This is a genomic window from Cutibacterium granulosum (genome assembly GCF_900186975.1).
In the GTDB taxonomy this organism is placed as follows: Bacteria; Actinomycetota; Actinomycetes; order Propionibacteriales; family Propionibacteriaceae; genus Cutibacterium; species Cutibacterium granulosum.
The window spans coordinates 2,008,967-2,023,851 of the sequence record NZ_LT906441.1 but is presented as its reverse complement, the minus strand read 5'-3'; the positions used below and the strand labels follow the sequence as shown (position 1 = coordinate 2,023,851).

Here is a 14,885-nt window from a genome sequence, read left to right as displayed (position 1 = left end):
TGATGAATGCGGGAGGGTGTTCGATGGCCACTGCTAGGGAAGATGAATCGACGAGCACGATACGTGACACGGGCAAGACGTGGCGTAAGGTGACATTCTCTGTAATCGTTCCTTATCGGTCTGACTGGGTAACTGAGCCGATAGAATCCAGCCATGGAAGACCATCTAAAGATGAAACTAATAAGTTTTTCAAGCCTCTTATAAACCATGAGTCTCATGAGAATTCTAAAGGTCTTCAAACCGCTCTAAAGTATGCTAATAGTCAGGGCAGCTATTTTTTCTCAAAAAGGATCAAGGCAGCGGTAAATATTTCTCATTACGCATTCTATGGACACGAAGACAAAGAGAAAGTATTGTCCGAAATCCGCGAAGCGGAATACCTCTCGGACGGGTGTAAGATTCCCCAAAACCTTCGCTATGTGGGCTTGGAGCGTCGAGAATACGATGATCTCCTTGGATCAGTTGCCGGCGGTGAAGCATTTTGTTACGCTGTTCTTCACTTTCTAATTGATGATGCAACGGATATTGAAGTAGCTGAAGTCGCTGAGTGGTTGAAACGTCCTAAATGGTATGGCGAGAAATATCTGACTAGCTTGCTTGATAATGCGGGCATAGGAAAATGCAAATACAGCAAAGGTGGTTTTTCTTGTGAGAAAAAGAATTGGGATGAACCTGAACAAAATAAACGGCATAATAGTGACAGCAGAAGCAATCCATCCTTCAATTACAATCGTATTTTTGTTCTAACTTTCGCGGAAGTGGATCCATGCGGGTTGAAGCGCCCGTCCTGCTTCGATCATCACGAGTCCTGGACTCCCACGCAGGCGTGGTTGTACGAGTTGGCAACTGGTGGAATCGGGATCTACAGCGGAATGCCACCGAGCGATACCAGCGATGCTGCACGTGATGGCATGTTCTGCTTCGGCGCGACCTGGGGCAGAATAGAGGAATCCGGTATAGCGCTTCTCGCCCAACCGGTACTGTGCGAGGAAGCTAATCTTATTCATGCCGTTAAATTGTGTCTGCTGTGTCATAGCAGGATGCTTGACATCATCATCCTCTGCTTGCGGCAACGTATCTACCTCGACCGCAATGCCGAGAGCGAGGCGCGCGTCCTGGCGGGAAAGAGTCGTTGGGGTGACGAAGAGTTTGCCCAACTGCTCGACCGTGAGCAGTCAGTGGCTGCTTTTCTCAATGGACTGTGGTTCACGGAGGTTCCCGGTCGTCGTGAGGCCACCCTCGTCATGAAGGAGTTCCAGAAAGTTCTCGGCACACCCGCCCTGCTCACGGAACTGCGAGACGAGCAGGAATCCTTAGTACGAGTTGTCGAGGTGCAACGGCGAATTGACAACGTTGCCAGGGAGAAGAACAGGAAGGAACAGGAGCGTCGTCGGGAGGAGCGGGAGAAGGATGCCGAGAATAAGTTGGAAATCATCGTTCTGTGCTTGACTGTCATTTCTACTGTTCTAGCTCTTGCGGCCCTTTTCTCTGATCCGAGCATACTTCTCTGTATTGTCGGGTTTGCAATAGCTGCAATACTTGCGGCTATTGCCACTGTTGTTGTTCGAGAAAAGCAAAAATCTGTTACTCGAAACCCGAAAAAAGAGACGAAATAGATTAGATAAATACCAGGGCTCTGATACTTCTCTTCGAATATTTTGATGGATATTTCCGATAGGGATGATGCTCCGTCACGCGCGTGATGTCCTCTGAATCTTTCCAGATCATCTTGTCTGGATGGCATGTCCCACCATTTGGGCTCCTGTCGGCTAGCGAGACTATAGGCGTGGACAGTCAAACCTGGCCCCTGCGCATTGGCTCACGTATCGGCAGTTAGTGTTTTGCCATGAAGCGTTGCAAGGTTGTTGCCGCTGGTGCTGCTGCGGCTCTCGTGTTGACGGCGTGTGGTTCGTCGAAGGATTCATCTATGCAGGTGACGTCATCTGCTTCCACGGTGCCGGCGTCTGCGCTGGCATCCTCTTCTTCTGTGGGGGCGTCTGCCTCGGTGACGACTTCTGCCACTCCAACGCCTACGCTTACTCCCACTCCGACCCCGACTCCGCACAAGCCGGATGCGACGAAGGCTGATCTGGAATCGATGGAGATTCCGAGTGATTGCACTGTCTCTGCAGATGCGCGACTGTCCAACGGCGAGTTCCATGACAAGAAAAATCATATTGATGTGAGGCTTGTCGGCAAGCCGGCTTCCGTGGATATTGATGGGGATCGGATCAAGGAACAGGTTTCCTTCCTGAACTGCTACACGGGAGGAAATGCGCCTTTGCCAGATTTTCTCGTTGTCGTGGGTCGCGGTGGACGTCTCATCGCTTCCAAAGGGCTGGAATCCTTGAATACTGCGGCTGTACATGGATTCAATGGAAAAACGGTGACTGCCGATGGTCACGACATCAGATTTACCGCAGACATCACTGGTGTTCCCATGTCAGGTATTGCCAAGGTGAAAGGCAGCCAATTGATCTTCGACATGGATCCCGGTTCGTGGAAGAGTGCCAACTTCACCATGCAAGGTTATGGCCCAGCCAAAGTTGGCTCTCGGATCAAAAACATGCCGGGGGCACGGTATGATGACTCGTGCGGTATCGTCAGGGTTCCGGGCAGGCCACGCAATTTGGACATCGTTCCCGATGACAGTGGCACCGTCATCAAACATGTCGGCACCAGGGATCCGAGGTTCCACACACGATCCGGTGCTCACGTCGGTATGTCCGAGAAGCAACTGCGCAAGATCTATGGCTCAGCTCTGAAACCAGTCATAGTTGGTGCACAATCACCCGAGGATGGTTTGGCCATCAGCAGTGGTGGACACTCTATGGCCTTCTGGTTGGACTACGAAGATCGCCATGTCACGACCATCTACGTCTCGGACGGCCCAGCAGGTCCTGTCAGCTTTTGTGATGTTGGCTATGAAGAAGATGAATCCTGACCTATTCGTTGGTGGTACTTTTTCACTGTCACCATCACGCTTGCTCCAGCTGGGGGAGCAGGTACCGTAGACCTCTGCTCGCTGATGTCGTGACCGTGGGGAGGCGTGAACATGCGTGATGCCAGCGCGCCCACCCCGGTTTGCCTCGCAACTGGGTCGCGTGGATCGCGTCCAATGTGTCTGGGTACGGTGGAGTCCGATCCTGCGGAGCAGCTCCCAGCGATCCCGGGACCGGCTGTACCGAGTCCAGTGTGGTGGGGGCCAGCACCTCTGAACGTGATGGTCCCCACCTCGGCAGGGCCGACCCGTGGCTGATCCGTCCACCTACCGGCCCGCCCCCGGGACGATTCCCACCCAGCCCGGCGTCTACCGATTCAGCGACGAGCACGGTCAGGTCATCTACGTCGGCAAGGCGAAGAACCTGCGCAACCGTCTCAACTCGTACTTCCAGGACATCTCGGCCCTGCACCCGCGCACCCAGCGGATGGTCACCACCGCCGCCCACGTGCAGTGGACCGTCGTGCAGAACGAGTTGGAGTCCCTGCAGCTCGAGTACACGTGGATCAAGGAGTTCGACCCGCGGTTCAACGTCATGTACCGCGACGACAAGTCGTACCCGTGGCTGTGCATCACGTGGAGCGATGAGTTCCCACGCGTGTTCGTCGGCCGCGGCAAACGCCGCAAGGGATGGCGCTACTTCGGCCCGTTCGGCCAGGCGTGGGCCATTCGCGACACCATGGAGACCCTGCTGCGCGTCTTCCCGATGCGTTCGTGCTCCACCGGCGTGTTCAACCGGGCCCGCTCCCAGGGGCGCCCCTGCCTGCTGGGCTACATCGGCAAGTGCTCGGCTCCCTGTGTGGACCGGATCGGCCCCGACGAGCATCGCGCCATCGTCGAGGACTTCTGCTCCTTCATGGCCGGGCGCACCGCGCCGATCCTGCGACGCATCCGCACCGAGATGGACGAGGCCGCCGAGAACCTTGAATTCGAGCGGGCCGCCGTGCTGCGCGACTCGTTGGACTCGCTCACCAAGGCCATGGAACGCAACGCCATCGTGCTCACCGACGGCACCGATGCCGACGTCATCGCCCTGGCGGTGGACCCCTTGGAGGTGGGGGTGAAGATCTTCCACGTGCGCAACGGGCGAGTTCGTGGCGAACGCGGCTGGGTGGCCGATCGTGCCGACAACGCCGAGCCTGCCGAGCTCATGGAGGAGTTCCTGCTGCAGCTCTACGGGCTGGATCCCGACGGTACCTCCGGCCAGATCCGCGACGACGGGCTGGGCCCGGCGATCCCCAAGGAGGTCCTCGTCTCGGTCGAACCGAGTTCCCTGGAGGGCCTGGGCGAACTGCTCACGAACCTGCGCGGCTCCAAGGTGAACCTGCGCGTGCCGATGCGTGGCGACAAACGCACCCTCATGGACACCGTCACCCGCAACGCCCAGGAGGTGCTCGAACAGCACAAGCTCAAACGCTCCTCCGACCTCGCCACCCGCACCCGTGCCCTGGAGGAGATCCAGGAGGCGCTCGGGTTGGACCGTGCCCCGCTGCGCATGGAGTCCTATGACATCTCCCACATTCAGGGCACGAATGTCGTGGGTTCCATGGTCGTCTTCGAGGACGGCATGCCGCGCAAGTCGGAATATCGCCGGTTCGTCATCAAGAGTTTCGACGGCTCGGACGACTTCGCCGCCATGCACGAGGTGCTCTCACGGCGCCTTCGTCGTCTGCTGGAGGACCGGGAACAGATGGCTGCCGCCGCCGAACCCGACGGCGAGGTCACCGGTACGCTCGTCGATCCCACGACCGGCGCTCCACGCAAGTTCGCCTACGCCCCGCACCTCATCGTCGTCGACGGGGGTGCCCCTCAGGTGCATGCCGCCCAGCAGGTGCTCGAGGAGTTCGGACTGGACGACGAGGTCGCCCTGTGTGGCCTCGCCAAGCGCCTTGAGGAGGTGTGGCTGCCCGACGAGGAGTGGCCGGTCATCCTGCCACGGACCTCGGAGGGGCTCTACCTGCTGCAGCGGTTGCGCGACGAGGCCCACCGGTTCGCCATCACCTTTCACCGATCCAAACGATCCAAGGCGATGGTCGAGTCCGTCCTGGACGACGTGCCTGGGCTGGGGGAGGTGCGTCGCAAGGCCCTGCTCAAGAAATTCTCCTCGGTGCGGGCGCTGCGTCGCGCCAGCGTCGAGGAGATTGCCGAGCTGCCCGGGTTCGGCCCCAAACTTGCCACCCAGGTCGTCACGGCCCTGCAGGGTGAGCAGACGCCGACCGGCGTCAACACTGCCACCGGCGAGGTGATCGAGGAGTGAACGACATCTCACCGTTCACTGCTCGCTCATCATGATGGGTTCTGCGCAGACCGGGAAGATCCGTGACGGGCATGATCCCATGGACATGGCAGCACATGATCCTCTCGGACTGCCTACGATGGACACCGTGACCACTACGACGAATCCCGACGGCTCCCGGCCACCCCAACGTGTCGCCGTCATCACCGGCATGTCCGGGGCGGGCAGACGCACTGCGGCCCACGCCATGGAGGACCTGGGCTGGTACGTCGTCGACAACCTGCCGCCGACGATGCTGACTGCCCTGTGTGACGAGGTCGACAGCCACGGCATTCGACTTCTGGCCGTGGTGGCCGACGTGCGTACCCGCAGTCTCTTCGATTCCCTGGGAGATGCCCTCTCACAACTGCGTGACCGGGGCATCGATCCAGAGATTCTCTTTCTGGAGGCCACCGACGAGACGATCGTCAAACGTCAGGAGTCCAGCCGTCGCCCCCTGCCACTGCAGCGTGGCGGGCACCTGCTGGAGGCCATCGCCCTGGAACGGCGAATGCTCTCCACCTTGCGCGCCGACGCCGACCTCGTCATCGACACCTCGGGAATCACCACCCGCCAGCTGGCCCAGCGCATCGACCACGCCTTCGCCGTCGACGAGACGACCGGGCTGGCCTACCAAGTGATGTCCTTCGGCTTCAAACGTGGGGTCCCGGTGGACGCCGATCTCGTCTTCGACGTGCGCTTCCTGCCCAACCCGTTCTGGGTGCCGGAGCTGCGCCCCAAGACTGGCCTGTCCCCGGACGTGTCCTCCTACGTCCTGGCGCAACCGGGAGCCGTGGACTTCGTTGCCGGAGTGGACCAGCTGCTCACCGGTATGGAGGACGGCTATCTTCGGGAGGGGAAGAAACAGGTGACGGTGGCCATCGGCTGCACCGGTGGCAAACACCGCAGTACCGCGATCACCGAGGAACTGGCGGCCAGACTACGGTCTCGAGGACGACGCACCGCCGTCCTGCATCGAGATCTGGGGAGGGAATGACGATGACGTCGCAGTTTTATCCCGAGTACGACGACAACGCCGCCTACGGGGGCAACGGATATGAAGGCAATGACTACGGGCCGATCGGTGCCGCGACTCCGATGTATCGACCAGCCGTCACCGCATTCGGTGGCGGGCACGGTCTGGCGGCCTCGCTGCGTGCCATGCGCCGCATCACCGATCGCATCACCGCCGTCGTGACGGTGGCCGACAACGGCGGATCGTCCGGACGCCTGCGTGAGGAGTTCGACTGTCTACCGCCTGGTGACCTGCGTCAGGCGCTGGCCGCGTTGTGTGCCGATGACTTCGTGGGGCGTACCTGGGCCCAGGTGATGCAGTCTCGGTTCCGTGGTGACGGACCGCTGGCGGGGCATGCCATCGGCAATCTGCTCATTGCCGGGCTGTGGCAGGAGCTGGATGATCCGGTCGCGGGCCTGGACATGGTGGGTCAGCTGCTCGGCACCCGGGGTCGTGTGCTGCCGATGTCGCTCATGCCCCTGGACATCACTGCCGAGGTCGTCGGCCTGGACCCGAACCGTCCCGACGAGATGTACAGTCTCACCGGCCAGTCGACCATCGCCAAGACGAGCGCCGAGGTGATCGAGGTGCACCTCGACCCGCCCGACCCGCCGGCCAGCCCGTCGGTGCTGGAGGCCATCGAGACCTCCGACGTGCTCGTACTGGGCCCCGGATCGTGGTTCACCTCGGTGATGCCACACCTGCTCGTGCCACAGATCGTCGAGGCCATCATGGATTCCGACGCCCTCAAGATCCTCACCCTCAATGTTGCCGGGGCCGACGAGACCAACGGTTTCAGCCCTGCACGGCACTTGGAGGTGTTGGCCGAGCATGAGCCGCGTATTAGGTTCGATGTCGTCCTCGCCGACCGCTCCTTCGCACGGAGCGATCCACATCTGGGGACGTTCGCGCGCAACCTGGGAGCACGGATCGTCGAGGCCGATCTGGCCATGCACGACGGTTCGGCCCGTCATGACCCGTTGCGGCTGGCCTCGGCCTACGCAGAGGTCATGGGGGTGCACATCCGGTGACACGCTTTCGGCGCATTCGCTGACGTCGTGAGGCTCGGGGAGCCTCGAATCACCGTGCCAGCCCCGGCTGGCATCTGGACGAGGATCTAGGTCGTGGATCCAGACTAAGGAAAGGCGCCATCATGGCTCTCACCACGGACATCAAGGTGGAACTGGCTCATGTCGAGACGGTGAAGGCATGCTGCCGGTGTGCTGAGATCACCGCGATGCTGCGTTTCGCGGGGCGGGTACAGGTGGTGCGTGGGCACGTCGTCGTCGAGGCCGAGTTCGACACTCGCCAGGCTGCCGACCGCTTTGCGGAAGCCATTCGGGATACCTTCAACCTCCAGTGCGACATGATCGTCATCGGCCCCTCGGAGTCGACGAGAAATACCCGGTATCTTCTGCGGATGGTGCGAGGTGGAGCCGAGCTTGCTCGACTGACCGGACTCGTGGATCGGGCGGGTAGGCCGGTGCGAGGGTTGCCGGCGTCAACCGTCGGATCTGGGAAATGCTGTCAGGCAGCCATCTGGCGTGGCGCCTTCCTGGGCAATGGGACATTGACGCATTCCAGTCAGTCCATCTGCCTCGAAGTGCTCTCACCCAGCCCGGAGGCGGCCCTGGCCTTGGTTGGTTCGGCTCGCAGACTGAACGTGCCAGCAAAGACTCGTCGCACGCGTCACGTGGATCGAGCCGTCGTCCGAGACGCCGATGCCATCTCGACGCTGTTCACCGTCATGGGGGCCGTCGAGGGGGTCCGTGCCTGGCGCGAGAGCCTGGCTGCGCAGGAATCCCACGTTGGTGTGAACCGACTGGCGAACTTCGATGACGCCAATTCCCGCCGATCCGCACAGGCGGCCCAGACGGCCTCACTGCGCGTTCGTCGTGCCCTGGAAATACTGGGTGACGACGTCCCGGAGCATTTGCTCAAGGCAGGAGAGCTCCGTCTGGAGCACAAGGACGCCAGCCTGGAGGAACTGGGGCAGTTCCACGTGCCACCCCTGACGAAGGACGCCATCGCGGGACGAATCCGTCGCCTGCTGGCAATGGCCGACAAGGAGGCCAGGTCGCGCAATCTGCCCACCACCGCCGATGCCGCATCGGCAGAGCGTGGACGCGGCCACTGACCCGTGCCGCCCGGTTGTGAGATGAGGCATTCCCCAATGGCAGAGGTTCCGGCGGTGCCGGTGCCGATCAGCACGTGTGTTCACCATGAGGGCCATGCGCCCACAGATTTTGAACAGCGGCTATTGTTGGACATGTCCAAGTGCAGTCAAAGCACACACCTCATCCGGAGGAGATCACTTAATGACCGTCAAGGTTGGTATCAATGGATTCGGCCGCATTGGCCGCAACTTCTTCCGCGCTCTCAAGGATCAGGGCGCTGACCTCGAGGTCGTCGCCGTCAACGACCTCACCGACACCAAGACCCTGGCCCACCTCCTGAAGTACGACTCCATCTTGGGCCGTTTCCCCGGAGAGGTCAGCTACGACGAGGACTCCATCACCGTCGACGGCAAGCAGATCAAGGTCCTCGGCGAGCGTGACCCGAAGAACCTCCCTTGGAAGGATCTCGGCGTTGACATCGCCGTCGAGTCCACCGGTCTGTTCACCGATGGCACCAAGGCTCAGGCCCACATCGAGGCTGGCGCCAAGAAGGTCGTCATCTCCGCTCCCGGCAAGAACGTTGACGGCACCTTCGTCATGGGCGTCAACGACGGCGACTACGACAATGCGAAGCACAACATCATCTCCAACGCTTCCTGCACCACCAACTGCCTGGCTCCGCTGGCCAAGGTCCTGAATGACGAGTTCGGCATCGAGCACGGCATCATGACCACCGTTCACGCCTACACCGGTGACCAGCGTCTGCAGGACGCCCCCCACAAGGATCTGCGTCGCGCCCGTGCCGCCGCCCTCAACATGATCCCCACCAAGACCGGTGCCGCCCAGGCCGTGTCGCTGGTCCTGCCGGAGCTCAAGGGCAAGTTCGACGGTCTCGCCGTCCGCGTCCCCACCCCGACCGGCTCCCTGACCGATCTCACCTTCCAGGCTTCCAAGGAGGTTTCCGTCGAGGCCGTCCAGGCCGCCGTGAAGAAGGCCGCCGAGGGCCCGCTCAAGGGCATCCTGGCCTACACCGAGGACCCGATCGTCTCCACCGACATCATGGGTGACTCGCACTCCAGCATCTTCGACGCCACCGAGACCAAGGTCATCGGCAACCTCGTCAAGGTGCTCTCCTGGTACGACAACGAGTGGGGCTACTCCAACCGCTTGGTCGACCTGACCGAGCTCGTCGCCTCCAAGCTGGCCTGAGACATCCCGACAACACTGCGGATGTGATCTCAAGACGGCCCCGTGCCCCACGTGGGCGCGGGGCCGTCGCCATCTCCCGGCCGACGCGGCACGATCCGTTGCGGCGCATGGCTCCCGGCACCGGGGAAACCGAACTGTTGCCCCGCACGTCCTGCCCATGTGCCAGCTCGCACCTGAGGATCATTGGCGCCTCGTGATCCGTGAGGCCACGCATCACGTGAAACGGCGCGATCCGGCCGGGCCACCGCACACCACCTTCCACCAATCCGATCTGAAAGGACTGTCATGAAGTCTGTTGACGATCTGGGTGACCTGCGCGGCAAGCGCGTCGTCATCCGTTGCGATTTCAACGTGCCGCTCGACGGCGACAAGATCACTGACGACGGCCGCATCAAGGCCGCTCTGCCCACCCTGACCCAGCTTCACGAGGCTGGCGCCCGCGTCACCGTGCTGGCTCACCTGGGACGCCCCAAGGGCGAGGTCAACCCCAAGTTCTCCCTGGCCCCGGTCGCCAAGCGTCTGGGCGAGCTCATGAACCTCGACGTCAAGCTTGCCGAGGATGTCGTGGGTCCCTCCGCCCAGGAGCTGTCCAAGTCGCTTGCCGACGGAGACATCTGCCTGGTCGAGAACGTCCGCTTCGAGCCTGGTGAGACCAGCAAGGACGCCGCCGAGCGTCTTGACCTCGCCAAGAAGTACGCCGAGTTCGGTGAGTACTACGTCTCCAACGGCTTCGGCGTCGTGCACCGCAAGCAGGCCTCGGTCTACGACCTGTCCAAGCTGCTGCCCAACGCCGCTGGTTCCCTGGTGGCCAAGGAGGTTGAGGTCCTCGAGGGTCTTACCGCCGAGCCCAAGCGTCCGTTCGTCGTCGTCCTCGGTGGCGCCAAGGTCGCCGACAAGCTCGCCGTCATCGACAATCTGCTCAAGGTTGCCGACACCCTCGTCATTGGCGGCGGCATGCTCTTCACCTTCCTCAAGGCTCAGGGCTACGAGGTTGGCAAGTCGCTGGTCGACGACGCCTCCATCGAGACCTGCAAGAAGTACCTCGAGCAGGCCGAGGCCACCAGCAAGCAGATCCTGCTTCCCACCGACGTGCGCGTCGCCTCCGACGTGGACTTCGACGCCCACACCGTGGGTCAGGTCGACGTCGTCCCCGTCGACGCCATCCCGGCCGACAAGATGGGCCTGGACATCGGCCCCGAGACCGAGAAGGCCTACGCCGCTGCCATCGAGCAGGCCACCAGCGTCTTCTGGAACGGCCCGATGGGCGTCTTCGAGATCAAGGGCCTGGAGCAGGGCACCAAGACCGTTGCCGAGGCCCTCACCAAGGTTGACGGCCTGTCGGTGGTCGGTGGTGGCGACTCCGCCTCCGCCGTGCGCGCCCTCGGCTTCGACGATGACCAGTTCGGTCACATCTCGACCGGTGGTGGTGCCTCCCTCGAGCTCATGGAGGGCAAGGAACTTCCCGGAATCGCTGTCCTGAAGGAGAACAACTGATGACTCGCACCCCGATTCTCGCTGGCAACTGGAAGATGAACGTGAACCACCTGGACGCGGTGACCCTCGTCCAGGACCTGGGTCAGGCTCTCGCTGAGGCCGGCTACGACAAGTCCAAGGCCGAGGCCGTCGTCATCCCGCCGTTCACCGACATCCGCTCAGTGCAGGTGCTCATCGACGGCGACAAGCTGCCGATCACCTACGGTGCCCAGGACATCTCCGCCCACGACGACGGTGCCTACACCGGTGAGGTGTCTGGCACCATGCTCTCCAAGCTCGGCTGCAGCTACGTTGTCGTCGGCCACTCCGAGCGTCGTGAGTACCACGAGGAGTCCGACGAGCTCGTCAACGCCAAGGCCAAGAAGATCATCGAGGCCGGCATGACGCCGATCATCTGCTGTGGTGAGCCCTTGGACGTCCGCAAGGCGGGCAAGCACGTCGAGCACACCGTCGGCCAGATCAAGGCCGATCTCGACGGCATCAGCGCGGCTGACGTCGCCAAGCTCGTCATTGCCTACGAGCCCATCTGGGCCATCGGCACCGGCGAGACCGCCACCGCCGACGATGCACAGGAGGTCTGCGGAGCCATCCGCAAGGCCGTCGCCGAGATGTACGACGAGGCCACCGCCGAGTCCGTGCGGATCCAGTACGGCGGCTCTGTGAAGCCGGGCAATGTCGTGGAGATCATGAGCAAGCCCGATGTGGACGGTGCCCTCGTGGGCGGCGCCTCCCTCAAGGCTGCCGATTTCGCCAAGATCGTGACGTTCTACGCTGCCTGACAAGGCACAATGGCCTGATTGCGGCGCCTCCCTCGACTGGGGGAGGCGCCGCAACTGCGTCCAACCACGTTCACCTGCTCCCGAGGATCCCCATCGCAGGTTTTCCCACGTGGTGTGCCGCGGTGACCAGCTCTCCGCAGCTGCGACGAGTGCCCTGCACCGACGTGAACTCAAGTTCCAGCGGCCTCGTCAGTCGCTGGGGGACGGTTGTTCGGCGGCCATGATGTGCTGGGTGTGAGTATTGGCGCTCAGTGGGTTACCCTTGACCCCGTGATGTCCGTCCCACTTGTTACCTGGCCGATCATGACGCTGTCGATCATCCTGTGCATTCTCAGCATCATCCTCACCCTGTCCGTGCTGCTCCACAAGAGTCGAGGCGGTGGCCTGTCCGACCTCTTCGGTGGCGGTGTGTCCACGTCCATGGGTGGTACCTCGGTCGCCGAGCGAAACCTGGACCGCATCACCATCATCGTTGGTCTGATCTGGGTGGCCTGCATCATCGGGCTGCTGTTCCTGTACCGCTACAGCTGAGGTGGTGGCACGGCGATTCCCCCTGTCCTGTCATGGGTCGAGGGGTCGCTGTCACGCGAAGCCTGGCACCAGCGTGGATCCTGCCATGAGTCGATCATCAGTTTCTGCGCATGATGCTTCCCAGATGGTCAGGATCACTCGATCGTGTCCTGGCCATGCCCACAGCCTGCCGGTTGGCCTTGTGAACTGTTTTTTCCGTCCTCGAGGGGCGGTTTTCGTCATGTCTTCATCGTTGTTGAGGAGAATCTGAATGTCTGATGGAAACGCCATTCGTGGTAGCAGAGTCGGAGCAGGGCCAGTGGGTGAGGCCGAGAGAGGCGAAGCTGCTGCTCGGGAATACGTCTCGTACTACTGCGCCAACCATCACGTCATCCGTCCGGCCTTCTCCGTCGATGCCGAGATCCCGGACGAGTGGGACTGCCCGCGATGTGGACTGCCCGCCAACCGGAATGCCGAGAACCCGCCTGCACGTCCGCACACCATCCCCTACAAGACACATCTGGCCTACGTCAAGGAACGTCGCAGTGATGACGAGGCCGCCACGATCCTCTCGGAGGCCTTGACAAATCTGCGCGAGCGCCGCGCCAATGGTGAGGTGATCTATTGATGGACCACGCGGATCTGGTGGCACAGCTCGAGGCGCGATGGCCGGAGAACCGGATCGGTCCGGGGCTCGGCCGTGAGGAGGCCCTCCTCGACCTGTTGGGCAATCCCCAGCGTTCCTGCCCGGTGATCCACATCGCCGGCACCAACGGCAAGGGTTCGACTGCGCTCATGGTCGAGTCCCTGCTGCGTGCTGCCGGGTTGCGGGTGGGACGTTACGCGTCCCCACACCTGGTCGACGTCAATGAGCGGATCTGCATCGACGGAGCGCCCATCAGCGACGAGGTGTTCGACCAGACCTGGGAACAGATCGAGCCGATGGTCCACATGGTCGACGAACAGCAGGTCAACGGCATCCAGATGACATTCTTCGAGGTCATCACGGCGATGGCCTTCGCCGCCTTCGCCGATGCCCCGGTGGACGTCATGGTCGTCGAGGTTGGTCTGGGCGGCCGCTGGGACGCGACGAATGTGGCCGACGGCGACGTCTGCGTCATCTGCCCGGTGGCGATGGATCACATGCACATCCTGGGTGACAGCTTGGAGAAGATTGCCTCGGAGAAGGCGGGAATCATCAAGTCTGGGTCGGTGCCGGTCATTGCTGGTCAGAAACCGGAGGCGGCCCCCGTCCTGTTGGCGCAGTGCCAGCAGGTGGGTGCCCGACCGGTGCTCGAGGGGCCAGACTTCGGTCTGCTGGGGCGTCGTGGGGCAGTCGGTGGCCAGGTGTTGCGTCTGCAGACAGCTTCCGGGCCGTTGGGGGAGTTGTACCTGCCCCTGTTCGGGGAGCACATGGCACGCAACGCTGCCCTCGCCGTTGCCGCCGCCGAGGCGCTCACCGGGCCGCTCAAGCCCGACATCATCGAGCAGGGTCTGGCACAGGTGAGTGCCCCGGCCCGTCTGGAACTGGTGCGACGGGCCCCAGCCATCGTCCTGGACACCTTCCACAACCCGCATGGTGCCGATTCGGCCCTTGCCGGTCTCACTCAATCCTTCGACTTCCACCCCCTCGTCGCCGTGTTCGCAGCGATGCGTGACAAGGATGTCGCAGGAGTTCTTGAGCGGATGTCGCAGGACGTCAACCACGTCGTGCTCACCGGTCTTCCCGGAGATCGTGCCTACCACGCCGCCGAGCTGGCGGACCTGGCGTCCGAACACTGGGCAGCCGACGAGGTGACGCTCACCGAGAACACTGCCGAGGCGTTGGAGCAGGCGATCCACGTGGCGGATGCTGCCGGACCCTCGGCAGGCATCCTGGTGGCCGGCTCCGTGGTGCTCGCGGGGGAGGCCCGTCACATCCTGTTGCCCGATGGCGTCAACCACGTCTCGACAGCTCCCACGGCAGTGGTGGAATCCCCCGAGCTCTCCGAAGTGCAGATCGAGCAGATGGAGGGTGAACCCCTCGACGTTCCCGACGAGGTCGGGGAGAACCAGTGGGACGGCACCGATCTGAATGACGAATGAGGTCTGCCGGCAGGGGCTACTGAGTCCTGCTGACACGGCAGGCCAGGGGGCACTGAGCTCTGCTGGCAGGAAGGCCGGGTTCTGTTGGCAGGAAGGCCGGGGCCACTGACGGCGTTGCCGGACGGGTCCAGGCTCCGTCGAAGGTGCGTGCATCGGCCATCGGTCAGGTCCTCAGGGGAATCCCCGCCGGCACCCCCGATGCCCTCGTCATCGATCCTGACGGAGTTTTTCGCAGGGTTGGGGGTCTCACGTCGGTCCGGGCGCGGCCCGTCTTAAGCGCGTGTCCCTGCGACTCTGAACCCTCATCCCGATGATTCGTGCTCCGGGATGCTGGGACGATCGACCAGTGCCCCCCAGACGATCACCTGTCGCCAGGCGATCAACCGGTGCGCCCGACGGC

12 protein-coding genes and 1 pseudogene are annotated in these 14,885 nt (G+C 62.3%); all 13 read left to right on the top strand.

From position 1 onward, the window contains the following. Nucleotides 1-140: 140 nt before the first annotated feature. Nucleotides 141-1,530: pseudogene (locus CKV91_RS08705) on the top strand (hypothetical protein); the annotation flags it as partial. Between the two features lie 372 nt (nt 1,531-1,902). After that, nucleotides 1,903-2,088, top strand: a complete 186-nt coding sequence (locus CKV91_RS08700) for a hypothetical protein (protein WP_065860476.1) — start codon at nt 1,903-1,905, stop codon at nt 2,086-2,088. Nucleotides 2,089-2,098: 10 nt separating this feature from the next. Next, nucleotides 2,099-2,944, top strand: a complete 846-nt coding sequence (locus CKV91_RS08695; RefSeq protein WP_157738776.1) for a hypothetical protein — start codon at nt 2,099-2,101, stop codon at nt 2,942-2,944. A 307-nt stretch (nt 2,945-3,251) separates the two neighbouring features. Beyond that, complete coding sequence (uvrC, locus tag CKV91_RS08690; RefSeq protein ID WP_021104346.1) at nt 3,252-5,258, top strand: excinuclease ABC subunit UvrC; 2,007 nt, start codon at nt 3,252-3,254, stop codon at nt 5,256-5,258. Nucleotides 5,259-5,376: 118 nt separating this feature from the next. Next, nucleotides 5,377-6,273 carry an RNase adapter RapZ gene (gene rapZ / locus CKV91_RS08685; RefSeq protein ID WP_021104347.1) on the top strand — a complete coding sequence of 299 codons (897 nt, stop codon included), beginning with the start codon at nt 5,377-5,379 and terminating at the stop codon, nt 6,271-6,273. 101 nt (nt 6,274-6,374) lie between these two features. Further along, on the top strand, nt 6,375-7,322 hold the full coding sequence (locus CKV91_RS08680; RefSeq protein WP_036957477.1) for a gluconeogenesis factor YvcK family protein: 948 nt from the start codon (nt 6,375-6,377) through the stop codon (nt 7,320-7,322). Between the two features lie 122 nt (nt 7,323-7,444). Then, on the top strand, nt 7,445-8,428 hold the full coding sequence (whiA, locus tag CKV91_RS08675) for a DNA-binding protein WhiA (protein ID WP_021104350.1): 984 nt from the start codon (nt 7,445-7,447) through the stop codon (nt 8,426-8,428). Nucleotides 8,429-8,609: 181 nt separating this feature from the next. Further along, nucleotides 8,610-9,617: a type I glyceraldehyde-3-phosphate dehydrogenase gene (gene gap / locus CKV91_RS08670; protein ID WP_021104351.1), complete on the top strand. Its 1,008-nt coding sequence runs from the start codon at nt 8,610-8,612 to the stop codon at nt 9,615-9,617. A gap of 285 nt (nt 9,618-9,902) precedes the next feature. Further along, nucleotides 9,903-11,111 carry a phosphoglycerate kinase gene (locus tag CKV91_RS08665; protein WP_065860478.1) on the top strand — a complete coding sequence of 403 codons (1,209 nt, stop codon included), beginning with the start codon at nt 9,903-9,905 and terminating at the stop codon, nt 11,109-11,111. Then, nucleotides 11,111-11,890 (top strand): triose-phosphate isomerase, encoded by a 780-nt coding sequence (gene tpiA, locus CKV91_RS08660; protein WP_021104353.1) that lies wholly within the window; start codon nt 11,111-11,113, stop codon nt 11,888-11,890. Before CKV91_RS08665 ends, tpiA begins: the two co-directional genes overlap by 1 nt. Before the next feature lie 273 nt (nt 11,891-12,163). After that, entirely contained in the window at nt 12,164-12,421 is a 258-nt protein-coding gene (secG, locus tag CKV91_RS08655; RefSeq protein WP_021104354.1) for a preprotein translocase subunit SecG, read from the top strand. A gap of 298 nt (nt 12,422-12,719) precedes the next feature. Further along, nucleotides 12,720-13,028, top strand: coding sequence for an RNA polymerase-binding protein RbpA (locus tag CKV91_RS08650; protein WP_231933864.1), 309 nt, complete (start codon nt 12,720-12,722; stop codon nt 13,026-13,028). After that, nucleotides 13,025-14,485, top strand: coding sequence for a bifunctional folylpolyglutamate synthase/dihydrofolate synthase (locus CKV91_RS08645; RefSeq protein ID WP_394370466.1), 1,461 nt, complete (start codon nt 13,025-13,027; stop codon nt 14,483-14,485). The genes CKV91_RS08650 and CKV91_RS08645 overlap by 4 nt, the downstream gene beginning before the upstream one ends. Nucleotides 14,486-14,885: the final 400 nt, after the last annotated feature.

Excerpts from the sequence above, each read along its gene's own strand:
- CKV91_RS08695 (WP_157738776.1), top strand. The coding sequence starts at position 2,099 with ATGGAGATTCCGAGTGATTGCACTGTCTCTGCAGATGCGCGACTGTCC.
- rapZ (WP_021104347.1), top strand. The coding sequence starts at position 5,377 with ATGGACACCGTGACCACTACGACGAATCCCGACGGCTCCCGGCCACCC.
- CKV91_RS08680 (WP_036957477.1), top strand. The coding sequence starts at position 6,375 with ATGTATCGACCAGCCGTCACCGCATTCGGTGGCGGGCACGGTCTGGCG.
- whiA (WP_021104350.1), top strand. The coding sequence starts at position 7,445 with ATGGCTCTCACCACGGACATCAAGGTGGAACTGGCTCATGTCGAGACG.
- gap (WP_021104351.1), top strand. The coding sequence starts at position 8,610 with ATGACCGTCAAGGTTGGTATCAATGGATTCGGCCGCATTGGCCGCAAC.
- CKV91_RS08665 (WP_065860478.1), top strand. The coding sequence starts at position 9,903 with ATGAAGTCTGTTGACGATCTGGGTGACCTGCGCGGCAAGCGCGTCGTC.
- tpiA (WP_021104353.1), top strand. The coding sequence starts at position 11,111 with ATGACTCGCACCCCGATTCTCGCTGGCAACTGGAAGATGAACGTGAAC.
- secG (WP_021104354.1), top strand. The coding sequence starts at position 12,164 with ATGTCCGTCCCACTTGTTACCTGGCCGATCATGACGCTGTCGATCATC.